Here is a 21,707-nt window from a genome sequence, read left to right as displayed (position 1 = left end):
CTGGAAGCAAAATTACTTATTTCCTTCCATAAATAAACCTGTCATTTTCAGATAAATCCTTTAATAATTGAGCGTTAGAAAAATATTGATACAGTTCCAGGGTTTCCGGTCCTAATTTCTGATTAATTTCCAGGAATAAAAGTCCGTCTTCATTCAGGTACTTTTTAGCATCTTCCGCTATCTTTTTATAGAAAATCAAAGCATCAGAAGTAGGAGAGAAAAGGGCCATTTTAGGCTCAAATTCTTTCACAGAGTCTGAAATTTCAATTTCTTCCTCAATACCTATATATGGAGGATTGGAAATAATAATATCAAAACTTTCCACCGGCTCAAAATTCAGATAATCAGCATGGATGAATTGTATTTCCAGTTGATGATAATCTGCATTTTTTTTAGCAGTCTGCAATGCTTTTTCAGAAAAATCTATTGATGAAACTACAGCTTCAGGAAAATGTTTCTTTAAAACCAAAGGAATCACTCCACTTCCGGTTCCGATATCTAGAATTTTTAAACTTTGAACATTAAACTTTAAACGTTGAGTCTCTCTGATAGCAATCTCAAGCAGTTCTTCCGTTTCAGGGCGGGGAATCAGTACATTTTCATCCACAAAGAACTTCATTCCATAAAACTCAGTTTCTCCCAGAATCTGCTGATAAGGTCTTCCTGTTTTAAGTTCTGAAACTAAATGAGAAAGCTTTTCTTCATCGTCTATCAGAAGTTCCTGCTCAGAAAATCTTCTTTGCTGAAAATGATCGAAACCTACAATCTGATGAATGAACAGGGAGGATAAAAAAACACTTTCCGATTCAGTATAAAGACCGGAAAGTTCTGTTTTGAAATATTTTTTAAATGCTGAAATTGTCATTTATCTTGTAAAAACCAGTTTAGTATCTGTAGACTTCTCTTCATCAATTCTGTACCCCTCATAATTGAAAGCTTTTACATCTTCCAGAGTTTTGGCATTTGTTTCAGCACAAAATCTTACCACAAGACCTCTTGCGTGCTTGGTGTATACAACGATGGTTTTCAGTTTTCCCTCTTTTAATTCATAAAAATCGAAATCGATTACTTTATGGTTCAGCTTTTTTCTGTCAACTACTTTTCCATATTCATTGCTGGCAAGATGAAGAAGAATTTCTCCTTTTTTCATTTCAGAATTCAATTGCTCCGTAATCTTTTCTCTCCAGAACTCATACAGGTTTTTGTATTGTTCAAACTCAAAAGGACGACCCATTTCAAGTCTGTAAAGCATTACTTTATCAGAAGGTTTCAGCAGACCATACAGCCCGGAAAGCATTCTGTAGTTTTTCTGCAGATAGTCTACTGCATTTTTATCCAGGGTCTTGGCATCCAGCCCTCTGTAAACCTCCCCTGTAAAAGCAAACATAGCCGGAGCAGATTCTTTTGCAGTAGGTTTTGATTTCCATTTTTGATTTCTTTCCCAGTTTTCATCAGCCAGTTTGGGCGATATTTCCATCAGTTCGGAAAGATATTTTGGTGATTTTTCTTTTAAATAAGACTGTATAAATGCTGCTTCTTCAATGAATTTTGGAGTAGAAGATTTCAACAGATCTGTTGAGTTTTCTACATTCATTAATTTAGCAGGAGATGTTATAATTTTCATAATGTTAAAATACAGATAAATGTTTAATATTAATAAAATTCAGGGCCATCAGAGAGATAAAGTCAATCATAAAATGGCAGATGATCAGAATTTTAATATTTGAATAGTGTTTATAAAACAGGGCAAAAACAAGTCCAATAAAGAAAGGTCCGAGAACCTGACCTAGAGTACCATATGTGCTGTGCAGAATTCCAAATAAAACGGATGAAATAATCACTCCGGCAGTCGGATTATTATAGATTTTTTCAATCCTTGGCTGTATATAACCCCGCATCAGGAATTCTTCTGCAATAGCAGCGGTAAGGCACATGAAAATGATTAACAAATAATTGTTCTTAAAAACAGGGACAAGGTTAATAAGCTTATCACTTATTTTTTCAGGGATAAAAAACTGTATTATTGCATTCAGAGCTGCTCCGCCAATAATGCAGATCAAGTAAAGGCTCAGAACTGCTTTAATATAAAATAAGATAGAATAGGAAGATTCTTTTTTTAATAAGAATGAATCTTTTTCAATGACCCTATTGTACAGAAATACAATGATCAAAACGGCCCAGATCACAATTCTGCTGAGAAAAAAGCTGTCTGCAGTAATTCCTCTTATTCCTGTAATCATAGCGATAACCGGGAAAGAATAAAGCATTGCTGCAACCAAAAGCACAAAAGTGAGTAAAATTCCTATAGAATATTTCCCATTAAACCCCATAATCCAATAACCCTAAACCTTACATTTGAATTAAATAATTCCTTTTCCCTGACGGATAATCTCCGGTTCTCCGGAAGTAAGGTCTACAATAGTGGAAGCCACGTTGTCTCCATATCCTGAATCAATAACGATATCTACCAGATGATCATATTTCTCGGCAATCAGTTCAGGATCGGTAGAATATTCAATGATTTCGTCATCATCCTTAATAGAAGTGGAAGCAATAGGGTGTCCCAGTTTTTCAACGATCAGCTGCGGGATCGGATGATCCGGAACACGGATACCAATTGTTTTATGACCTTTATATGCTAAGGGCAAATTTTTGTTCGCTTCAAGGATAAAAGTGAAAGGTCCGGGAAGATGACTTTTCAGAAATCTGAAAATTGAGGTGTCAATAGGTCTTGTAAAATCGGAAAGATGGCTGAGATCATTACAGATAATGGAGAATTTCGACTTCTCAAGCTTCATCTTTTTGAGCTGAGCCAGTTTTTCCATGGCTTTTATATCAAAAATATTACAGCCTAAAGCATATATCGTATCAGAAGGATAGATAATCAGCCCGCCATTATTTAAAGTTTTAATAACCTCATTCACAAGATTTTCCTGTGGGTTGTCTGGGTAAATTTTTAATATTTTTGCCATAAAACAAAGATACAAATAATAAAATAGTTTTCATAAAAGTCCTTTATTTAAAAGAAAAATTAGGATTTGTAAAAAATATTCGTACCTTTGCAATCCAATATCGCGGGATGGAGCAGTAGGTAGCTCGTCGGGCTCATAACCCGAAGGTCATCGGTTCGAGTCCGGTTCCCGCTACTAAGTAAGTGCTTTCGGTAGGCACTCTAAAAATACACCGCGGGATGGAGCAGTAGGTAGCTCGTCGGGCTCATAACCCGAAGGTCATCGGTTCGAGTCCGGTTCCCGCTACTAAGCAAGTGTTTTCGGTAGACACTCTAAAAATACACCGCGGGATGGAGCAGTAGGTAGCTCGTCGGGCTCATAACCCGAAGGTCATCGGTTCGAGTCCGGTTCCCGCTACTAAGCAAGTGCTTTCGGTAGGCACTCTAAAAATACACCGCGGGATGGAGCAGTAGGTAGCTCGTCGGGCTCATAACCCGAAGGTCATCGGTTCGAGTCCGGTTCCCGCTACTAAACGAGAGAAGCAATGTAGTATTGCTTCTCTTTTTTATTTTGGGGAAGTCTGTTGATATACTCTTTCCATGAACTTGCACAATTATAAAAACGATCTTCTTAAGAGAGTTTTTATAGTGCCTTAATTTCAGTTAGCCATAGTTCTATTAACAGCAAAGAGAAATCAGATCATTTCAGATCTATTTTTGTACAAAAATACTGTGTGGAATAAGAATATCATCCCCTTCTCTACCATACTGTGGTACAATAAATCCTTTAGGTTCATATCGGTTGGTACCAGAATTATAATACCAATTTGCACAGCCACTTATCTGTAATTTAATGTGATAGATGTGATCATATGCGGCTTCTTGAAACTCTCCAAAATCAGGAAGAGATTGATGTAGATCATTCAACTCCTGACCATATGCATCATGTAATTTCATGGCTTCTGTGCAGGCTTCCTGATAAGATAGTTTATACTGGTGACGGAGAATAAATATAATATTCAGACTTTCAGTTTCTATTTCGAGTTCTTTTTTTAGAGAGGCGAAATCATTCTGAATCACAATAATTAAGGACAGCAGTTCTCTGCACCGTTGTATAATAGGATGGTTGTAAATATGAACAGGCAGTGCAAAATTAGTGGCAGGATCTATCAGGTCACCGTATGGCCACATTCCGATTGAATATTTCCGAAAACTAAGATAATGCGGAAGTAGAGGATAGCTTCTGGTTTCAGATTGTTTGAAAGGGATCTCTTCTGCCATTCCATACATGATAAATTCATAAAAATTGATAGAAACACGATCTATCCAGAATTGAGGCATTCCATTTGTAATCCATTCTTTTCTTGCCTGTGCCATTTGTCGCAAAATTCCGATTTCGTCAGGGCGAGGCTCATCACCCATCATGACTTCATAGACTCGGTCAGCCATTATTTTTAGCTCTTTTGCAGGTGTCAGTCCAAAAAAATCATCAAAAATTGTGATATAGATCATGAGTCTGGCACAGGGGCGCATCCGTTCTATGCTGTCACAAGTTGGGTTCATATAAGTAGCTACTCTGGATAAGAACTGAGGTTTGCATCTTTTTATTCCTTCTTCAGAAATAAAAGTATAATCATTATCATACCATTTTTTTTCTTCCTCATCAAAGGCATTGGCAATAGGACTATTGACTGTTGACCATGGGTAATGGCATTGAGGCACTATTAATTCTTCTCTCATGGATTTGACTTTTAATAAAATTATTGATACTATTATAGCTGATTTAGTTTTTCTTTCAATTCTCTTGCCTCCGGAAACTCCATCGCATTGTAACGATCCAGTTTTGTAGATATGTTTTTCCAACCACTAAGTACCATACCCATATAATGTACCCAGTTTACTACTGCATCATGCCATATTCCAAAATCGGGAAGAGAAGCTTGTAATTCTAAGAATTCCTTCAGGTCTTCATTGTGAAGCCGTAAATCTTCAAGGCAGGCCTCCTTCAGTGACATTTGATGTTCATGTTGAATAACCTTTACGATATTGTAATAAATACTGTCGGTTGCCTCGTCTTTCAGGACAGACTGTACTTCATTAAAAAAAGTAACCAGATGACAGGCCAATGTTTGTAAACGAATGATTACGGGGTGCTCATGTATTTCCGGAGGTAAAGTGATTCCCGTTTCTATTTCTGTAAGCTGTAGAAAAGGATAGAGACAAATAGAGTTCTCACGAAGAGCAATACATTCAGTCACACTGGGATAAACTTTGTGTTTCTTGTATTTTAATTCCGTTTCCAATCCTGTGAAATATCTGCTTATCATTTGTGTAAAGCGAAAAATTGATTCTTCTGGGATAAATTGTAGTAATTCCTGTCTTAAAGAAGCTAACATTTTCCCTAACGGTATTCGTGAGTCTTCAGCACTTATCTCGCCATTTAATATTGCAACGGATTGAATATGTACATATTCAATGTCTTCGGGTTTGCTTTCCTCATAAAGATCATCATTGTACAAGGTCCAAAGCATTAGTCTGCAAATCGGTTTGAACCGTTCAGGTGGTGCAGTAGGAAACCATTGAGCTGCAATATGAGCCGTTTTAGTTTTTTTATACTTTTTGCGAAGATTAGGATTCTGCTCATAAAGCCATAGATAATCACCGTCTATCCATTGATTCTCAGTGATCTCCTGCAGTTGTTCTGCATTCGGGTTTTTCAGTGTTGGGAAAGGATACCTGAATTGCTTGTGAAGGAGTTCAAGGGTGTTAAAATTTTCATTGTGCATGGTATTAAGTTTTGGTATTGATACTAATATATAATTTTATTTAACATAATATTTATTTATTTCACATAATATTGATATTTTATTGAGTGTATTCTGATATGATAGTGGTAATAGTAAATGAAGAGTAGGGAGGTATTGAATTATATTATGAAATTGAAGATATCTCAATTTATTTTGAATATTTTTTGTGTTTTTTTTCTCTTTTTTTGATGACAGAACCCTTAAGAAAACAAAAAAATAAAAAACTATATGAAAATTTAGAATCAATTATAGGTGTTTAATGATTTCATCGATAAAGGAGTAGAGGGATGTCTTATTGAAATAATTAAGAATAAGATACCTCTGATTAATATTAATCTGTTAGCATAGCGGATATAAAATAAGCACATTCATCACATTCCAATTTTGAATGAAATGTGATGAATGGTAATAAATCTTCAAATAATATGTTGAGATTTTGTACAGTTTTAGTAATCTGATATTATTCAGGAGGAATTACTTTTCCATCTTTTATACTGTTCTTTCATGCAACGTCCGCAAGGGCGAAAATTATGTTGTAATGCTTCCTGCAGCGTTGCAAAAAATACCCTGTTTTCTCTTTTCATTCTTTTGCCTGACTTACATTGGAGTAGTCCGTAAATTTTAAGCTTTTTATTTCCTCCAAAACAAACTTCTCTGCTATGAATTTTACTTCTCAGACTTTTGGCTGATATTTGAGAATGTGAGAACATTATAATTGATTTTAAAGTTGAAATTTAATACAGTTAGCAGCAGCAGCTCAAATTAGCTGATTGCATCATGGAAAATAATTCCCAAAGCATAGCGGCTGCCTTCCTTAACTTCACTTATTCCATGTTTCATGTTGACTCTGTAATAGCCTTTGGTCCCTTTTTCGGGCTTAAACTGAGTCGTGAAAATGAGTACATCTCCTTTTTTAGGTTTTAAAACAATAGCTTTTGACTGAGCTCTCGGGATCTGTTGGGTAAGTACAAATTCACCACCCGCAAAATCTTTGTCAGGTTCGCTGAGCATTAACACGATTTGAATAGGAAAGTACACATCGCCATATAAATCCTGGTGTAAAGTATTAAAACCTCCTTCTTTATATTTCAAAATTAAAATAGTAGCTTTCTGCTGGCCATTAGTATGACATTGCTGCAAAAATTCCTGATGATCTAAAGGAAATTGAGTATCAATATGTAGCGCTTTAAACCATGAATTGGCAATAGGAGCCAGATACGGATATATGGCCGTTCGTATGGACTGAATAATTTCAGGAAGCGGATAATCAAAATATTTATACTCACCAAGACCGAAACGGTGTCTTGCCATAATCACTGTTTTACGATAAAGATCGGGATTGTGATAATTTGACTTTACTATTTCACATTCCTGATCTGATAGTAGATTGGAAATTACTGCATATCCATTTTCATGCATTGTTTCCGTAAGTTGCTGCCAGTCTGTATTTTTAATTTTATGAATAATATCTTTCATTGGTTTGATTTTATACTGCAAAAATCTGAAGTTGTCCGGAATAAGAAAATCCGAAACGTGCGGTATTGTCTTTAGATGAATCTCCTGGACCATCAGTTTAATTATTAATCTGGACGATAATAATGGTCCTGTTTAAGGCTATTTTTGTCCTGTTAATAAAAATAAATAACGATGAATTACATGATTAAAAAAGCCAGTCTTGAAGATCTTGATGAAACGGCAGAATTATTCAATCTTTACCGTGTTTTTTACAGACAGGAATCAGATGTTGAAAAAGGAAAAGTTTTTCTCAAAGAACGGTTTTTAAACAGTGAGTCGGATATCTTTCTTGTGATGGCTGAAGGAAAAGCCGTAGGATTTGTACAGCTTTACAAGTTATTTCATTATACCAAATTACAGAAGCAATGGCTGTTGAGTGATTTGTTCGTTCATCCGGATTACAGAGGAAAAGGCCTTTCTGTAGCATTAATTGACCGTAGTAAACAATGGTGTGAAGAAACAGGAGCATGTGGACTGATGCTTGAAACAGAAAAAACAAATGATATCGGAAATACATTATATCCGCGTTGCGGATTTGAATATGACGGGGCGCACAATTACTACCATTGGTGGAAATAGATATCAGAGCGGAGAATAGTTTTTAGGTGAAAATCGAAAGTGGGAAAGGAAAATCTGCCGCAGGGGAATAAAGCTTTAGATAATATATTAAATGATGTTATTTTCGGGTGTAAATTTTTCCCACTTCCATTTTTCCTTTTTAGTAGTATTAGTTCTACAATTCTGAACATTTAATTCTACAAGGCATTCTGTCGCCGGTAGAAGGCATAATCCTATTTTTGTAAAGCTCTTACAGATCATGGGTAGGACAGTTGATCTGTAGAGTGTATGCAAAAAAATCTCTGCCGAATTTTCTACTTTTTCCCCAAGTTTTATGATTAGTACCACAAAACTGCTTTTTCCGGCGGAGATTTTTTGCTTTTATAAAAAAAAAGAACTGCAATTGCAGTTCTCTTTTTTTATTTTTAAATAGACTTAGATATTATTGAGCCAATTGAGCGTAAGGAGTAAGTTTGTTCTCATCAGACATGGTCTGTCCCAAAAATTCTCTTTTCTGATCCGCTTTCATTCTTCCTGCAGCATCGTTGGCATTGAAGTAAGCTTCGCTTAATTTTGTAGCGATATCAGCAGGTTTGAAATCAAATTTTGTATCACCTTCAACTCCAAGATATCCGTTTTTTCTTGTAAGGTTGGTAATATAATTATTATAATTGATCATTGTACCTCTAAACATATTGTTATGGTATTCCATACATTTCTTTGCCTTTTTGGAAGAGTTGTTCAGGATACAGTTTTTCATATTGTTTCTGTATAAAAACCACTCAGATTCTACAATACCATATTCTTTACCCACAGCAATCTTCCCGTTATTCACAATGTTATTATCCCCTTCTTTTGTAGCAATGGTCTGAAGATGCTGGATAACTAATGGAACGGTAGCTTCGATTTTGGATTTTGTATCCTTTAATATGCTGAGATCAGCAGCAGGAGAACCCTTCTTTTGTGCTGTAGTAACGTTAAAAATAAGCAGTAATAGTACAATCAATAAATTATATCTTTTCATGAGAAATTTTTAAAGCACTAAAATAAATATAATTTCCCGGTTAAAACAAATTCATTTTAATTTTATTTAATAAAATTTAACAAGTTTTAAGAATTTATCCCTGAAATCACTCTTTTTCTGTGGATTAAACAGGTGAAAATTTCACTCCTTTAAAAAATTAATATATTTCAGTTAATTTTATTAAATTGATTTTCAATTAGTTAAATTAAATCTTATTTCTATCACTAAAAAAATAGTTGTTTGGTTCATTTTTATTTCTACATTTGTATAACTAATTTCTTAGTGATATAGAATTGGATGACTTTATATCACGATAATTGATAAATGAACAGGATATGAAAATTCAGACTTTAACAAAAGCAGAAGAGCAGGTAATGCAGTATTTATGGAAAATAGAAAAAGGATTCCTAAAGGATGTTCTTGATCTTTTTCCGGATCCAAAACCGCATACCAATACGGTCTCTACCATTTTAAAAGTATTGAAAGACAAAGAATTCGTAGACTATCGTGTACACGGAAGACAGCATGAGTATTTTCCGCTTGTTTCAAAAGAACAGTATTCCGGAAAGACCATGAAAAGTCTTGTGAAAAACTATTTTAAAGGCTCCTACAAAAGTGCCGTTTCGTTTCTGGTAGAAAAAAACGAAATGACTGTAGAAGATCTTGAGATGCTATTGGATGAACTCAAAAATAAAGACTAGTACCTATGGAAGCAATACTTTTATACTTTGGGAAAACAATTTTATGTTCGGGTGTAACATTCTTGTACTATCAGTTGTCTTTAAAAGACAAGACATTCCATCATTATAACAGATTTTATCTGTTGGCTGCAATCGTGATATCACTGCTGCTGCCACTCATCAGAGTAGACGATTTTACGATAGAGGTAAATAATGATATGTATATGCTTCTTGACAAGATTCAGAATTTTAACACACATAAAAACATAGACAATGGTAACCTTTATTTTAACATTATTTTTTCAGCTCTGGGACTGGTTTCTTTCTATTTTTTAGGGAAGCTGATCTATGGGATTTTCAAAATCCAGCAGTTTAAAAAAGAGTTTCAGAAAGAAAGTTTTGACGGGATCAACTTTTACCGTACAGATCTTAGCGAAGCCCCGTTTTCATACTTTAAGAACCTTTTCTGGAAGAATGCAATCACACTGCATTCTGATATAGGAAAACAGATTTTAAAGCATGAGATGGTACATATTGAGCAGAAACATTCCTTTGATAAGATTTTTATCGAGATTATTACTTCTGTTTTCTGGTTCAATCCGTTTTTTCATATCATCAAAAAAGAAATTAATCTCATCCACGAGTACCTGGCTGATAAAAAAGCCGTACAGCAATCGGACACCAAAGCATTTGCGCAGATGCTTTTAGCAAGCCACTTTTCCGGAACACAGTTGCCTGCTGCCAGTCCGTTTCTAAGTTCAAACCTTAAAAAAAGACTTAAAATGTTACAAAAACCAAAAACCAAGTTCGGATATGCGCGAAGAATTCTTGCATTGCCGGTGTTATTTACTGTAGCTTTTGCTTATCTGGTAAATGCAAAGAACAGAGAAATTGAAGAAACCAATCTTTCTATAAAAAAAGCAGTTTCAGAAATCAAAAAAGATACAGTAAGACCTGAAAAATCTGTTCAGGGAAATATTACAGGATTAAAATCTGTATCACCGGAAGATCATACAAAATTGACCGAGCTTGAAAAAAAGATAAAAGAAAAAGAGAAAGAGCTGGATGGATTGGATCCGGAAAGTGATGCCTTCAGTGATAAAATTGAAGAAATAAGTAATCTGGCATCAGAGATAGGAGAGATGGCTTCCAAAGTTGAAGTTGATGAATATTTCAATTCTGCTGAATGGAAAAATCAGATGAAGGAACTTGAAAATATGGATCCTCTTGATAAAAAAGCACTTCGTAAAATAGAAAGAGCGGCTAAAAAAGCGGGAAGAGCGGCTGAAAAAGCCGTAAGCCACATCGTTCCTCCCGCACCACCTAGTGAACCAGCTGAACCTCAGTCTCCAAAAGCTCCGAAAGTAGTTTATTTTAAAAATAATAATACCGTTTACTATAAGGATCTGGGCCCTAAAGAAAAAGAGGAAGTACGTAAGGCAATGGCAGAAGCAAAAAAAGCCATGAAAGAAGCTGCAAAAGCCAGAGTGGAAGGAGAGAAGGCCAGAATAGAGGGTGAAAAAGCCCGCTTAGAAGGAGACAGAGCAAGAGCTGAAAGTGCTGTATTTCTTATCAAAGGAGAAAAAGCCAGAATAGAAGGGGATAGGATAAGAAAAGAGAGCGAAAAAATACGTATAGAAGCTGAAAAAGCAGCACAAAGTTTCAGAGCTGGTAACTTTACCATGACAACTTCTGCTCCTAATGTGATGGTAATGCATGCTGATTTCATCAAAAAAGACGGTAACGGAAACATTGCCATGAATGGTGTGAAAAAGTTTAGCATTAACGGTAATGATGATCATAAATACAAGTATTACATTGATGGAAGAGAAGTATCTAAAGATGATGTTAACGCTTTGAGTTCTGCTAATATTTCAAAAGTAATGGTTAACACTCAGAAGAATGGAGAAGTAAAGAATGGAGAAGTAAGAATTGAGACAAAGAAATAAAGTTCCAAAAGCTTTGTCAGTATTCAATTGGCAGAGCTTTTTTACGATCTGAATAATACATAAACTATGAAAAAAAGTTATTTCATTTTACTGGCATTTTTGAGTGTAGTTGTGAACGCACAGGTGAACAGATTCTTTTATGACTACAAATATATCTCTGACTCTACCAATAGAGCAGAAGTGAAAAGCGATGTTATGCTTTTGGATATTGATAAAAATGGTTCCAAATACTACAGCCGCGAAAAGTTTGTTGCTGATTCAACCATGAAAGCTGATATCGCCAAGCAGATGAAAGGAGGCTTCGGGGGAAGCATCAATATCAAGAGAAATATGAAGCCGGGAACAACTTATTCAACGGTTACAAAAAAGTACCCGGATTATAGTGTTTCGTTCTCTGAAAATATTGGAAATACAACGTATAAAATGCCGGAAGACCAAAAACCTGAATGGAAAATCCTTCCTGAAAAACAAAAAATCGGAGAGTATAATACGCAAAAGGCAACCACAAATTTTGGAGGAAGAAGCTGGACTGCATGGTTTTCTACCGATATCCCATTCCAGGACGGTCCCTATAAATTCTATGGACTGCCGGGACTTATCGTTAAAGTTGAAGATAAAACAGGATCCCATATCATGACTTTAATAGGTAATAAGAAAACGGAGGCTGCATCAGAAGAAGATGTTCAAATACCGGGGCTTACTACAATTGGCATAGGAGGGAAGGAAATAGAGATCAACAAAAAACAATTTAAAAAAGCCTGGAAAGATTATCTTACAGATCCTACAAAAGATATGAAACAAACCATGAGTACTCTTCCGGCTGGAGCTGTGGTACAGATGAAAAATCAGGACGGGAAAAATATTGATGTCAATGAAATGTACAGAAATATCGAAAAAAGAGCAAAAGAAGACCAATTAAAAAATAACAATAAAATAGAACCGGAGCTTTATAAATAAGCGGTTTATATTGGAATAAAAACAGTAAGGTTATCATAATCTTACTGTTTTTTTTTATCTTTATCTCAGGACTTAAAATTCCACATCATGACAGAAAAGGAAAAATGTGCAGCAGGACTTTTATACAATGCTAACTACGATAAAGAACTGATTCAGGAACGTGTTGCCTGCAAAGATCTGTGTCAGGAATATAATGGATTGAAAAACTCAGATACAGAAAGAAGGTATGAACTGCTCGGGAGAATAATCGGAAGCATAAAAGAAAATATCTGCATAGAGCCTAATTTCTGGTGTGATTACGGATACAATATAAAAGCAGGAGAGAATTTCTATGCCAATCATAACCTTGTTATCTTAGATTGTGCCAAAGTAGAGTTTGGTGATAATGTATTTATAGGACCCAATTGCAGCTTTTATACAGCAGGTCATCCGCTTGATGCTAAACAAAGAAATGAAGGTCTTGAATATGCACATCCTATTAAAGTGGGAGATAATGTTTGGCTGGGCGGAAATGTTGTTGTGCTTCCCGGAGTTTCTATTGGAAATAACTCAGTGATTGGTGCGGGAAGTGTTGTCACGAAAGATATTCCGGATGATGTAGTTGCCGTGGGAAATCCCTGTAAAGTCGTTAAAAAAATTACAGAACAGAATTAAAAAACTATTGATCTGAAAAAGAAAAATAATATTCTTGAGCTGGATCTGCTGAAATAAAATAATCATTATAAAATAAAACCCCGGAAGATCATTCCGGGTTTTTTATATCTGAATAAGAATCAGTTATTATGCTAATTTCTGAGAATCTGCAATGAACTGAGCCAATCCGCTGTCTGTTAATGGGTGCTTCAATAAGCTCAAGATCGGAGGAAGTGGTGAAGTGATAACATCTGCTCCAATTTTAGCACAGTCGATGATGTGCATTGAGTGACGGATAGAAGCTGCTAAGATTTCAGTTTCGAACATATAGTTATCGAAAATCAATCTGATTTCCTGGATTAGGTTCAGACCGTCTGTAGAAATATCATCTAATCTTCCTAAGAATGGAGATACATAAGTAGCTCCTGCTTTTGCTGCCAAAAGAGCCTGTCCTGCAGAGAAGATCAATGTACAGTTAGTCTTGATTCCTTTATCAGAAAAATATTTTAAAGCTTTGATTCCGTCTTTGATCATTGGAATCTTTACAACGATATTTGGGTGAATAGCAGCCAATTCGTCTCCTTCCTTAATCATTTCTTCATACGTTGTAGAAAGAACTTCCGCAGAAATATCTCCGTCTACAAGTTCGCAGATCGTTTTGTAGTGGTTTTTGATTGCTTCAGCACCTTGAATTCCTTCCTTAGCCATTAATGAAGGGTTGGTCGTTACACCATCCAAAATTCCAAGATCTCTAGCTTCCTTGATTTGCTCTAAATTAGCTGTGTCAATAAAAAATTTCATTTTGTTAAATAGATTTATTGATACAAAGATAGGGAATTAATTGGGTTCTGAGGTATGAATTTTGAGTTACGGGGTTGGGGATTTCGAGTTACGAGGTTCGGGATTTTGGGTATACATAGAGTTGGAGGGTTTGAGAGTTTCGGGTTTGAGAGTTTCGGGTTTGAGAATGGAAGGAATTATACAAAGTAAAAAAATAATTTATTCTGATCTTAAGCCAAATGGTTATTTTTGCTTATTGCTTATTGCTTCCAGCCTGATCAGTCAAAATTTGTTATCTATGAAAAACAACAGTTTCACAGCCACATTGGAAATCATAGGGATTAATCCTTTTGTATTTGTTCCGGAAGAGATTCTGGACAGGATTTTTGAGGAGTCAGGAAAGAATAAAAGCCCGATTCCCGTGAAAGGAACAGTAAACGGACAGGAGTTTAAACAAAACCTCATGAAATATCTGGGTGAATGGAGACTGTATGTGAACCTGACCATGCTGAAAAACTCCCCAAAGAGAATCGGAGAAGTCATTGAAGTAGTATTGGAATATGATGATTCTGACAGAAGTATTTCTATTCATCCTCATTTGGAAAAAGCAATTAAGGAAAGTCCTCTGGCAACAGAAAATTTTGAAAATCTGATTCCTTCAAGACGACTTGAACTTGTTCGTTATATCAACAATTTAAAAACCGAAGCCAGTATCCAGCGGAATATCGAGAAAATCATCCGCCATTTACACGGTGAAACAGATTTTTTTGGAAAAATGATTGAATAAGAGTTGGAAGTGGAGAATATAAAGTGCACATATTCCATAAAGCTTCTTCAACGACAATGTCGCATCTCTTTATTCCCTAAAAATAAACGGTAAATAAAATAAACCTTTGCGTACATTAAAGCTAGACACAAACAAAAAATACCGGAAAAACTTTCCGGCATTTTCATTCTATTAAGAATTTAAAGCTTTGCTAAGCTTCACAGCGTCCTGATTGCTAGGATCATACTGTAAAGATTTGGCAATGTGCTCTTTTGCCTTATTAGGATCTGTTTGCTGTTCTGCAAAGGCAATATAGAAATAGGCATACGCCAGATTTTTCTTATTTTGCTCTACTTCTTCCGGTTTTACGGTTGCAATATACTTTTCATAAGCCAGTTTTGCATTGGCATCATCTTTTGCAGATTGATAGGCATAAGCCTGACTATAATAAGATGGAGCCCAGTCCGGTAATAAAGCAGAGATTTTCTTCCAGGTATCAATGGCATTCGGCCAGTCTGAAGCTTCCTGGTAAGCTGCTGCTAATTTTGCTAAAGATTCTGTATCCTTTGGATTGGCCTCAATCTGTTTTTTAAGACCATCAATCGTTGGATTAGTTGTTTGACTCGTTGCTGCCGAAGTTTCCGGTTGAGTCGTTTGCGCGTTTACAAGACTTACACTTCCTGCCAGTATCAAACCTAAAAATAGGTTTCTACTATTAATTGTACTCATTTTCATAATCTTATATTTTAAATTCAAAATCTAAAATTCAATAATAATTCCACAAAATCTTAAATTTTAGAAGCTTTAAGTTTTTTTAGAAAATATTAACGGGAAACGTGTTTTTTTTAGTTTAATTTTTGATTCGTTAATGTTTGAAGCTATCTTTGTCATTCATTTTTTTATTAATACATATAATTTCGTCATATGAATATCATATTAGCTTCAACATCCACCCTTTTTGGCGGAGAATATCTGGAATACTTAAGAGAAGAATTAATCCAACTCTATAATGGAATTGACGAAATCGTGTTTATTCCTTTCGCAAGGCCAGGCGGAATTTCCCATGACGACTATACCGCAAAAGCACGTTCTTTCTTTGAAACAATCAACATAAAAGTAAAAGGCCTTCATGAATTTGAAGATAAAAAAGAAGCCCTGAATCAGGCAAAGGGATACTTTACCGGAGGTGGAAATACCTTTTTATTGGTTAAAACATTACATGAAGAAGGATTGATGTCTGTCTTAAAAGAAAATGTTTCAGGAGGAAAAGCATATCTTGGATGCAGCGCAGGAAGCAATATCGGAGGCCAGAATATGAAAACCACGAATGATATGCCGATTGTATATCCGCCAAGTTTTGACTGTATGGGACTGGTTCCTTTCAATATTAACCCGCATTATCTTGATCCTAACCCGGATTTGAAACATAATGGAGAAACCAGAGAAACCCGTATTCAGGAATTCCTTACCCAAAATGATATCAAAGTAGTAGGCCTTAGAGAAGGAAACTGGATCAGAAGAACAGCAGATTCCATTACAGTAGAAGGAAGCGAGCTGACAAGAATTTTTGAGAAAGGTAAAGAACCTTACGAAATAGAAGCAGGAAGCAGACTTTAATGAATAAAGAAGAGATCAGCCTTTTTATAGAGCGTAATCTGACCAATTTTTCAGTAAACAGTACCGGATGGGAGCAACTGATCCGGAAACTGCTCTTTGAATTTGCCATTGCAGGCTGGAATATGGAACACCGTGTTTTTGGAAAGGAAAAATTCGGTGGGTTGAGGTGCTACACGTATTCTGAAGATGAAACACTTAATAACAAGCTTACAATTATCAAAGACAAATATTCAGAATTGTCGGTAAAGACTTGTGAAATCTGTGGCAGTGAAGGTAAAATGAGAACCATGGGCTCATGGCAGACAACATTATGCCTGAATCATTTTCTTGAACAGCAGCCTATTATTGAAATCGATACCCAACAGAACGTCAGAAGAGATCATAAAACCCTTCTGAATATTAAAAATATCGTAAAAGCCGATCTGGAATATGATCTTCAAAGAATGTGGATTCATACAAAATCGTTTGGCAATCCAGAAGAAACGTTTTATTTTTCATGGCAGGAACCTAATTATTATCTGCTTTTAAAAACAATTCCTCTCTCGCTTTTCCCGGAAGACAGACGAAGTGAAATTTCAACATTATTCCAAAGCTTGCAGGATTGTGAGATATGCGGCCATAAAGCAGTACATCAAAAAAACTGTCTGCGCTGTCATCATGAACAATGGAATGAATCCGGATATTTTATAGAAGATTACGGAGAAAAATCAAACTATATAAAAGAATGCCAGATGGATATTTTTATAGATGAAGATGATTACGAGAAATATTTCACCCATGATCGGTCATTTGAAAAATCGCCTGACCATCAGATTCTTTTCAGCTCTGATGATCTCAGGGAGTATGAAAAGCTTTTATTTTAACTATATTTGATTAGAATTATTCAGATCCAAATAACAATGTAATGAAAAAAACACTTGCTGTTCTCACACTCTCTGTACAGATGGTTGCCGCGCAGAATATTGCTCAGAAACTGGATAAAGTAACCAAGGATCTCATGGATTCTTCAGGAGCGGTTTCTTCCAGCCTATCATTTTATGTTTCGGATGAAAATGGCAACTTTATATATGAATATCAGGGAAGTAAAGGACTTTCTACTGCTTCTACACAGAAAATTTTTACCGCTGGTGCCGCACTGGAAACGTTAGGCAAAAATTATACTTTTACAACCACATCAAGTTATTCCGGGAATATATCCGGAGGAACACTGAATGGAAACCTTTTCATTACTTCCAATGGTGATCCTACATTAGGAAGCTGGAGATATGATGCCTATAAACCTGAAAATTTTAAAAAGAAACTGATTGAGGCCATTAAAAACTCAGGAATTACAAAAATATCAGGAGATCTGGTGATTGATGATTCTTATTTTGACCATCAGACGATTCCCGGAGGCTGGCCCTGGGATGACCTTGGAAATTATTACGGAGCCGGTGTATGGGGAATCAACTGGAAAGAAAACCAGTTTGATATCAATATTAACGGAACAGATTTTAAAAGCTTTTCTTATCCCTTGGAGGGAGTGAAATGGCTGAATGATCTGAAAGCCGGAGGAAGTTCTGACCAGAGTCTTATTTTTACGGCACCTCATTCTGATGTAGCACTTATTAACGGGATGCTTCCGGCAGGAAAAACAGTGACAGTTTCCGGTTCTACTCCTAATCCGCCCTTACAGCTGGCAGCAGAAGTAAAACAATGGCTGAAAGAATCCGGAATTGAGATTTCAGGAAAAACAGTAACGAATTCTCAGCTTGAAATAGAAGGAAAGAAGGCATTGGAAGCTCCTAAAAACAATATTCTTTTAACTTACCAATCTCCGACTCTGGATAAAATTGTTTATTGGTTTCTAAGGAAAAGTATCAATCTGTATGGAGAAACACTGATTAAAACCTTAGGAAAAGAGAAAAAAGGAAATTCAAGTTTTAAAAGCGGAGTTTCTTATCTGAAAGAATTCTGGAAATCAAAAGGAATCAATCCTAATATGATCAATTTTGCAGACGGAAGCGGACTTTCACCACAGAATTATGTAGCAGCAAAAGCAGAAGTACAGGCACTTTTATATGCTAAAAAGCAATCATGGTTTGAAGCGTACTATGATGGTTTCCCGGTTCAGGAGAATGGAATGAAGATGAAAAGCGGAACGATGAGAGATACTAAATCTTTTGCCGGATATCACACGGCAAAAGATGGTAAAAAATATGTGTTTTCGATTATCATTAATAACTACCAGGGAAGTGGAAATGTAGAACTGCAGAAAATTCTGAATGTTTTAAAATAAAATAACTTTGAGAAAATCCATACTTACCAGACTGAATAACTGGATCATTTTTGTTGTCATGACTACTTTGGTGATTGCTATTGTAGTGGCTTCAACATCGCTCATTAATTTTCTCAGAAAAGAGGAGATCAAAAGGATCAGTCTTCTTTCCAAAGCGATAAGAATACAGCAGGAAGTAAAGACTCCGGATACGGATGTTCTGGATCTGCTGCCGGATATCCTTAATATCAACAATACCATTCCGTTTATTGTAACCGATAAGTACAAAAATCCTATTCTCGATCTCGGATATTACAGAAATATCCCTGAAGCTACCATAAAGAATCCTGAGAAACTTCAGGACCTGATCAGGAATATGGAAAAGAATTATGATCCTATTGAGATCAAAGTCCCGGATGGAAATAACCAGTTTGTATACTATGACAACTCGCGTATGCTTAATAATCTTCGGTATTCGCCTTATATTTTAGGACTGTTTATTTTGTTATATTTCGGTTTTTCATTCTGGTTTTTCAGGACGATCAAAAAGACGGATGAGGGTTATCTCTGGGCAGGTCTGGCTAAAGAAACAGCTCATCAGATCGGAACACCATTATCTTCCATGATTGGTTGGATGGAGATTATGAAGTTGGATAATCCTGAATCGGAAGGAGTACACGAGATAGAAAAAGACATTGAAAGACTCAGAACGATCTCAGAACGATTCTCAAAGATTGGTTCTGTTCCTGAACTGAATGACAGGAATTTCAATGAAACCATTCAGGAGAATTATGATTATCTGAAAACCAGAATCTCGAAAAAAATCAATTTTACATTGAATCTTCCTACCTATACTGTGTTGGTTCCCCACAATAAAATTCTGATGAGCTGGGTGATTGAAAATCTGGTGAAAAATGCTGTAGATGCTATGAAAGGGGAAGGAGCTATTACAATGTCCATTTTTGAAAGAAATAAAAATATTCTGATTGAAGTAAAAGACAATGGAAGCGGAATGACAAAGCAGCAGGCAAGAAATGCTTTCAATCCCGGGTATTCTACTAAAAAAAGAGGCTGGGGATTGGGATTGTCATTGGCAAGAAGAGTAATTCATGAATACCATAACGGAGATATCAAGATTTCTCAGACTGAAGTAGGGAAGGGAAGTACCTTTAGAATAACTATCAGAAAGGGGGACTGATTCTCTTTGAAATTAAGGCAAATGGGAAACCTAACAGGTTTTCAAAACCTGTTAGGTTTGTACCAGTAATATTAGACTTGTATAAAAGCTCAACTTGAAGAAAGCAAAAAGCGGGGAAACTTCCCCGCTTTTCTTATTATTTTTTACCGGTGAGCCATTGGGTCTGTAGTTTCAGTTCTTCCGGAGTCGGATTCGCCTTGAATGTAGGAGTTTCAATGATCATTTTATCCAGAATAGCCTTTCCTTTCAGGGTCATTTTCTCTTTCTTACCGGCATTATCCCTTAAAATAGTTACCGTAACGTCCTGTCCGTCTTTGATGGTTCTCGTATAGCCAATAAAGTCCTGTACTTTTTTGATGTCTACCGTTTTTCCATCCAGAGCAAGTACCTGGTCTGTGATTTTAAATCCGATACTTTTCGCAAACGGAGATAAAGCAGAATGATCATCAAAAGCAAAAGCATTGGTCTTCTCATCAAAACCTGTTTGGTTCGGGTCTTTGATAAACCAGAAAAGAGGATGACTTTCCTGCTTTTGGATGTCTATCCCAACCATTTTCAGATATTCTGCATAAGGAGTCGGCTGGTTTCCTGCAATATATTTATTATAGAAATCTTTTACCTGAGGATATCCGGTTACTGTTACCAGCTCGTCAATCAGCTTATCATCTTTGAAAGGCTTGTTTTCTCCAAATCTTTGAGACAGTTTCCTGATCATATCACGATATCCCATCTCTCCGTTGGAAAGTTTTCTAAGCTCAATATCAAGACACATTGCCAAAAGAGCTCCTTTTTCATACACATTTCTGTACTGATCTTTGTAAGGCTCAACCAATACATTTTTACTCATTACCGTAAATGGCATCGTATCATCATAGCTCTTGGAGTTGGCAATCTTCTCACCAATTCTTTGAAGGAACTGATCTTTATTGATCAAACCTTCCTGGATCTGGAATAAGTTGGCAAAATATTCCGTTCCACCTTCATACATCCACAAATGCTGAGACATTTTCGGGTCTGCATAATCAAAATAGTGAATCTCTTCAGAATGCGTTTTAAGAGGGTTTACAGTATGGAAAAACTCGTGGGAAACCACATCTGTAATGGTATTGTCAATAGCATCTTTCGGCATTGCTTCCGGAAGTACCACACTTGTAGATTCGTGGTGTTCCAGTGCTCCGAAACCTTTCACACTAGGTCCGTCACCTCCTGAAAGATAAAGCATGATTGCATACTTTTTATTGGTATTCATATCACCCAGAAATTTCTTCTGGGCAACCACCATTTTTTCCAGATTTTCTTTGAAATCGGCAGCTTTATATTTTCCTGTTGGAGAATATACTCCCAGTACCAGATCCATTCCTCCTGCATTGAAGGTGATGTAATCCGGTTTTGTATACATAAGCGGAGAATCTGTTACCTTAGCATAGTTCGCAAGAGTATAGGTATCTGTAGCATCAGACTTATCCTGGTCTACCAATGCTGTTGTTCCGTAGAAATCTGTTGGTTTCTGAATGATCAACTGATAAGGAACATCCTGCATATTATCAATATATCCGATAAATCCGTGAGTATTGATCATATATACCTTCCCCGCTTCAATATCTGTTCCTGACGGAGAAAATACTGCTTTATGCTTTGATGTATCTAATTCATCATCAAAACTGTCATTCACAAGATAAGAGATTTTGGAAAGACCCTGCGCATTTTTTAATGAATAGGTATTGTCATTTACTTTAGTGAAAGTAAGTTCTTTTCCTTTATTATCGTAAAATTTGATCCCTTCGATGAATCTTCCATAGTCATCTACAGAATAAGTACCCGGAACTGTTTTTGGGAAATGGAATTTTATATCCCCGGATTTCATTTTCGGAAATTCCATGGTAACGGCTACTTTATCATCTTTTACATTGACAAGATCAATGGTTGTTTTTATAGACTGAGCATTTGCTAAAAAAGAAGCGAAAATACCGAGACTAAGTACTGTTTTTCTCATTAGATTTACATTAATAGTTAAAT

Annotated in this window: 22 protein-coding genes and 4 tRNA genes; 14 read left to right on the top strand and 12 right to left on the bottom strand. The window is 36.0% G+C overall.

All coding sequences use genetic code 11. The annotated features are described in order from the left end of the window. Nucleotides 1-16 precede the first annotated feature (16 nt). Genes prmC through DYR29_RS06145 form a run of 4 tightly spaced genes read right to left on the bottom strand, consistent with a single transcriptional unit; the run spans nucleotide 17 to nucleotide 2,972 of the window. A complete protein-coding gene (gene prmC, locus DYR29_RS06160; RefSeq protein WP_213279734.1) occupies nucleotides 17-865 on the bottom strand; it encodes a peptide chain release factor N(5)-glutamine methyltransferase in 849 nt (282 codons plus the stop codon). Beyond that, on the bottom strand, nucleotides 866-1,624 hold the full coding sequence (gene yaaA, locus DYR29_RS06155; RefSeq protein WP_213279733.1) for a peroxide stress protein YaaA: 759 nt from the start codon (nucleotides 1,622-1,624) through the stop codon (nucleotides 866-868). A 4-nt stretch (nucleotides 1,625-1,628) separates the two neighbouring features. Beyond that, nucleotides 1,629-2,330, bottom strand: a complete 702-nt coding sequence (locus DYR29_RS06150) for a CPBP family intramembrane glutamic endopeptidase (protein WP_213279732.1) — start codon at nucleotides 2,328-2,330, stop codon at nucleotides 1,629-1,631. A 30-nt stretch (nucleotides 2,331-2,360) separates the two neighbouring features. Beyond that, nucleotides 2,361-2,972, bottom strand: a complete 612-nt coding sequence (locus DYR29_RS06145) for an L-threonylcarbamoyladenylate synthase (RefSeq protein ID WP_047421778.1) — start codon at nucleotides 2,970-2,972, stop codon at nucleotides 2,361-2,363. Between the two features lie 101 nt (nucleotides 2,973-3,073). Here DYR29_RS06145 and DYR29_RS06140 point away from each other — a divergent pair. The 4 genes from DYR29_RS06140 (at nucleotide 3,074) to DYR29_RS06125 (ending at nucleotide 3,479) form a co-directional block, all read left to right on the top strand. Continuing rightward, nucleotides 3,074-3,146: transfer RNA gene (locus DYR29_RS06140), tRNA-Met, on the top strand. A 38-nt stretch (nucleotides 3,147-3,184) separates the two neighbouring features. Then, a tRNA-Met gene (locus DYR29_RS06135) sits at nucleotides 3,185-3,257 on the top strand. A gap of 38 nt (nucleotides 3,258-3,295) precedes the next feature. Next, a tRNA-Met gene (locus tag DYR29_RS06130) sits at nucleotides 3,296-3,368 on the top strand. A 38-nt stretch (nucleotides 3,369-3,406) separates the two neighbouring features. Next, nucleotides 3,407-3,479, top strand: a tRNA-Met gene (locus DYR29_RS06125). Nucleotides 3,480-3,661: 182 nt separating this feature from the next. On the opposite strand, the gene DYR29_RS06120 is transcribed toward DYR29_RS06125, so the two are convergent. From DYR29_RS06120 to DYR29_RS06105, 4 genes are all read right to left on the bottom strand, one after another. After that, on the bottom strand, nucleotides 3,662-4,690 hold the full coding sequence (locus DYR29_RS06120) for a terpene synthase family protein (RefSeq protein ID WP_213279731.1): 1,029 nt from the start codon (nucleotides 4,688-4,690) through the stop codon (nucleotides 3,662-3,664). A 32-nt stretch (nucleotides 4,691-4,722) separates the two neighbouring features. Further along, nucleotides 4,723-5,736 (bottom strand): terpene synthase family protein, encoded by a 1,014-nt coding sequence (locus DYR29_RS06115; RefSeq protein ID WP_213279730.1) that lies wholly within the window; start codon nucleotides 5,734-5,736, stop codon nucleotides 4,723-4,725. A 485-nt stretch (nucleotides 5,737-6,221) separates the two neighbouring features. Next, nucleotides 6,222-6,467 carry an Ada metal-binding domain-containing protein gene (locus tag DYR29_RS06110; protein ID WP_213279729.1) on the bottom strand — a complete coding sequence of 82 codons (246 nt, stop codon included), beginning with the start codon at nucleotides 6,465-6,467 and terminating at the stop codon, nucleotides 6,222-6,224. A gap of 52 nt (nucleotides 6,468-6,519) precedes the next feature. Continuing rightward, complete coding sequence (locus tag DYR29_RS06105; protein WP_213279728.1) at nucleotides 6,520-7,233, bottom strand: 2OG-Fe(II) oxygenase; 714 nt, start codon at nucleotides 7,231-7,233, stop codon at nucleotides 6,520-6,522. A 171-nt stretch (nucleotides 7,234-7,404) separates the two neighbouring features. Between DYR29_RS06105 and DYR29_RS06100 the strand changes: the two genes are divergently transcribed. Then, entirely contained in the window at nucleotides 7,405-7,851 is a 447-nt protein-coding gene (locus DYR29_RS06100) for a GNAT family N-acetyltransferase (RefSeq protein ID WP_213279727.1), read from the top strand. A gap of 421 nt (nucleotides 7,852-8,272) precedes the next feature. Here the strand turns inward: DYR29_RS06100 and DYR29_RS06095 are convergent, their stop codons facing one another. After that, a complete protein-coding gene (locus DYR29_RS06095) occupies nucleotides 8,273-8,854 on the bottom strand; it encodes a hypothetical protein (protein WP_213279726.1) in 582 nt (193 codons plus the stop codon). Between the two features lie 335 nt (nucleotides 8,855-9,189). Between DYR29_RS06095 and DYR29_RS06090 the strand changes: the two genes are divergently transcribed. From DYR29_RS06090 to DYR29_RS06075, 4 genes are all read left to right on the top strand, one after another. Then, nucleotides 9,190-9,555: a BlaI/MecI/CopY family transcriptional regulator gene (locus DYR29_RS06090; protein WP_047385363.1), complete on the top strand. Its 366-nt coding sequence runs from the start codon at nucleotides 9,190-9,192 to the stop codon at nucleotides 9,553-9,555. 5 nt (nucleotides 9,556-9,560) lie between these two features. After that, the gene (locus DYR29_RS06085) at nucleotides 9,561-11,483 is read left to right on the top strand and encodes a M56 family metallopeptidase (protein ID WP_213279725.1); all 1,923 of its coding nucleotides are present in this window, start codon (nucleotides 9,561-9,563) and stop codon (nucleotides 11,481-11,483) included. Between the two features lie 66 nt (nucleotides 11,484-11,549). Then, on the top strand, nucleotides 11,550-12,440 hold the full coding sequence (locus DYR29_RS06080) for a GLPGLI family protein (RefSeq protein WP_213279724.1): 891 nt from the start codon (nucleotides 11,550-11,552) through the stop codon (nucleotides 12,438-12,440). An 87-nt stretch (nucleotides 12,441-12,527) separates the two neighbouring features. Further along, nucleotides 12,528-13,094: a sugar O-acetyltransferase gene (locus DYR29_RS06075; RefSeq protein ID WP_213279723.1), complete on the top strand. Its 567-nt coding sequence runs from the start codon at nucleotides 12,528-12,530 to the stop codon at nucleotides 13,092-13,094. A gap of 126 nt (nucleotides 13,095-13,220) precedes the next feature. Here the strand turns inward: DYR29_RS06075 and fsa are convergent, their stop codons facing one another. Then, complete coding sequence (fsa, locus tag DYR29_RS06070) at nucleotides 13,221-13,874, bottom strand: fructose-6-phosphate aldolase (RefSeq protein ID WP_047374243.1); 654 nt, start codon at nucleotides 13,872-13,874, stop codon at nucleotides 13,221-13,223. Nucleotides 13,875-14,151: 277 nt separating this feature from the next. On the opposite strand from fsa, the gene DYR29_RS06065 reads away from it, so the two are divergent. Continuing rightward, nucleotides 14,152-14,640 (top strand): YdeI/OmpD-associated family protein, encoded by a 489-nt coding sequence (locus tag DYR29_RS06065; RefSeq protein ID WP_213279722.1) that lies wholly within the window; start codon nucleotides 14,152-14,154, stop codon nucleotides 14,638-14,640. A 171-nt stretch (nucleotides 14,641-14,811) separates the two neighbouring features. On the opposite strand, the gene DYR29_RS06060 is transcribed toward DYR29_RS06065, so the two are convergent. Beyond that, on the bottom strand, nucleotides 14,812-15,354 hold the full coding sequence (locus DYR29_RS06060; protein WP_047425221.1) for a tetratricopeptide repeat protein: 543 nt from the start codon (nucleotides 15,352-15,354) through the stop codon (nucleotides 14,812-14,814). A 189-nt stretch (nucleotides 15,355-15,543) separates the two neighbouring features. Between DYR29_RS06060 and pepE the strand changes: the two genes are divergently transcribed. The 4 genes from pepE to DYR29_RS06040 are packed head-to-tail and all read left to right on the top strand — an operon-like array spanning nucleotide 15,544 to nucleotide 19,691. Further along, entirely contained in the window at nucleotides 15,544-16,236 is a 693-nt protein-coding gene (gene pepE / locus DYR29_RS06055) for a dipeptidase PepE (protein ID WP_213279721.1), read from the top strand. Next, nucleotides 16,236-17,099: a hypothetical protein gene (locus tag DYR29_RS06050; RefSeq protein ID WP_213279720.1), complete on the top strand. Its 864-nt coding sequence runs from the start codon at nucleotides 16,236-16,238 to the stop codon at nucleotides 17,097-17,099. Before pepE ends, DYR29_RS06050 begins: the two co-directional genes overlap by 1 nt. A gap of 41 nt (nucleotides 17,100-17,140) precedes the next feature. After that, nucleotides 17,141-18,514: a D-alanyl-D-alanine carboxypeptidase/D-alanyl-D-alanine endopeptidase gene (dacB, locus tag DYR29_RS06045; protein WP_213279719.1), complete on the top strand. Its 1,374-nt coding sequence runs from the start codon at nucleotides 17,141-17,143 to the stop codon at nucleotides 18,512-18,514. 7 nt (nucleotides 18,515-18,521) lie between these two features. Continuing rightward, nucleotides 18,522-19,691 (top strand): sensor histidine kinase, encoded by a 1,170-nt coding sequence (locus DYR29_RS06040; RefSeq protein ID WP_249413630.1) that lies wholly within the window; start codon nucleotides 18,522-18,524, stop codon nucleotides 19,689-19,691. A 136-nt stretch (nucleotides 19,692-19,827) separates the two neighbouring features. Here the strand turns inward: DYR29_RS06040 and DYR29_RS06035 are convergent, their stop codons facing one another. Then, nucleotides 19,828-21,684 (bottom strand): PDZ domain-containing protein, encoded by a 1,857-nt coding sequence (locus DYR29_RS06035; protein ID WP_213279718.1) that lies wholly within the window; start codon nucleotides 21,682-21,684, stop codon nucleotides 19,828-19,830. Between the last annotated feature and the right edge of the window lie 23 nt (nucleotides 21,685-21,707).

This window comes from Chryseobacterium indologenes, from assembly GCF_018362995.1.
Taxonomy (GTDB): domain Bacteria; phylum Bacteroidota; class Bacteroidia; order Flavobacteriales; family Weeksellaceae; genus Chryseobacterium; species Chryseobacterium indologenes_G.
Note: the sequence above shows the minus strand (reverse complement) of the source record. Positions and strands in the feature narration are given on the sequence as shown.

Bases quoted from the DNA above. Each gene is read 5' to 3' on its own strand.
- prmC (WP_213279734.1), bottom strand. From the start codon at position 865: ATGACAATTTCAGCATTTAAAAAATATTTCAAAACAGAACTTTCCGGT.
- yaaA (WP_213279733.1), bottom strand. From the start codon at position 1,624: ATGAAAATTATAACATCTCCTGCTAAATTAATGAATGTAGAAAACTCA.
- DYR29_RS06150 (WP_213279732.1), bottom strand. From the start codon at position 2,330: ATGGGGTTTAATGGGAAATATTCTATAGGAATTTTACTCACTTTTGTG.
- DYR29_RS06145 (WP_047421778.1), bottom strand. From the start codon at position 2,972: ATGGCAAAAATATTAAAAATTTACCCAGACAACCCACAGGAAAATCTT.
- DYR29_RS06120 (WP_213279731.1), bottom strand. From the start codon at position 4,690: ATGAGAGAAGAATTAATAGTGCCTCAATGCCATTACCCATGGTCAACA.
- DYR29_RS06115 (WP_213279730.1), bottom strand. From the start codon at position 5,736: ATGCACAATGAAAATTTTAACACCCTTGAACTCCTTCACAAGCAATTC.
- DYR29_RS06110 (WP_213279729.1), bottom strand. From the start codon at position 6,467: ATGTTCTCACATTCTCAAATATCAGCCAAAAGTCTGAGAAGTAAAATT.
- DYR29_RS06105 (WP_213279728.1), bottom strand. From the start codon at position 7,233: ATGAAAGATATTATTCATAAAATTAAAAATACAGACTGGCAGCAACTT.
- DYR29_RS06100 (WP_213279727.1), top strand. From the start codon at position 7,405: ATGAATTACATGATTAAAAAAGCCAGTCTTGAAGATCTTGATGAAACG.
- DYR29_RS06095 (WP_213279726.1), bottom strand. From the start codon at position 8,854: ATGAAAAGATATAATTTATTGATTGTACTATTACTGCTTATTTTTAAC.
- DYR29_RS06090 (WP_047385363.1), top strand. From the start codon at position 9,190: ATGAAAATTCAGACTTTAACAAAAGCAGAAGAGCAGGTAATGCAGTAT.
- DYR29_RS06085 (WP_213279725.1), top strand. From the start codon at position 9,561: ATGGAAGCAATACTTTTATACTTTGGGAAAACAATTTTATGTTCGGGT.
- DYR29_RS06080 (WP_213279724.1), top strand. From the start codon at position 11,550: ATGAAAAAAAGTTATTTCATTTTACTGGCATTTTTGAGTGTAGTTGTG.
- DYR29_RS06075 (WP_213279723.1), top strand. From the start codon at position 12,528: ATGACAGAAAAGGAAAAATGTGCAGCAGGACTTTTATACAATGCTAAC.
- fsa (WP_047374243.1), bottom strand. From the start codon at position 13,874: ATGAAATTTTTTATTGACACAGCTAATTTAGAGCAAATCAAGGAAGCT.
- DYR29_RS06065 (WP_213279722.1), top strand. From the start codon at position 14,152: ATGAAAAACAACAGTTTCACAGCCACATTGGAAATCATAGGGATTAAT.
- DYR29_RS06060 (WP_047425221.1), bottom strand. From the start codon at position 15,354: ATGAAAATGAGTACAATTAATAGTAGAAACCTATTTTTAGGTTTGATA.
- pepE (WP_213279721.1), top strand. From the start codon at position 15,544: ATGAATATCATATTAGCTTCAACATCCACCCTTTTTGGCGGAGAATAT.
- DYR29_RS06050 (WP_213279720.1), top strand. From the start codon at position 16,236: ATGAATAAAGAAGAGATCAGCCTTTTTATAGAGCGTAATCTGACCAAT.
- dacB (WP_213279719.1), top strand. From the start codon at position 17,141: ATGAAAAAAACACTTGCTGTTCTCACACTCTCTGTACAGATGGTTGCC.
- DYR29_RS06035 (WP_213279718.1), bottom strand. From the start codon at position 21,684: ATGAGAAAAACAGTACTTAGTCTCGGTATTTTCGCTTCTTTTTTAGCA.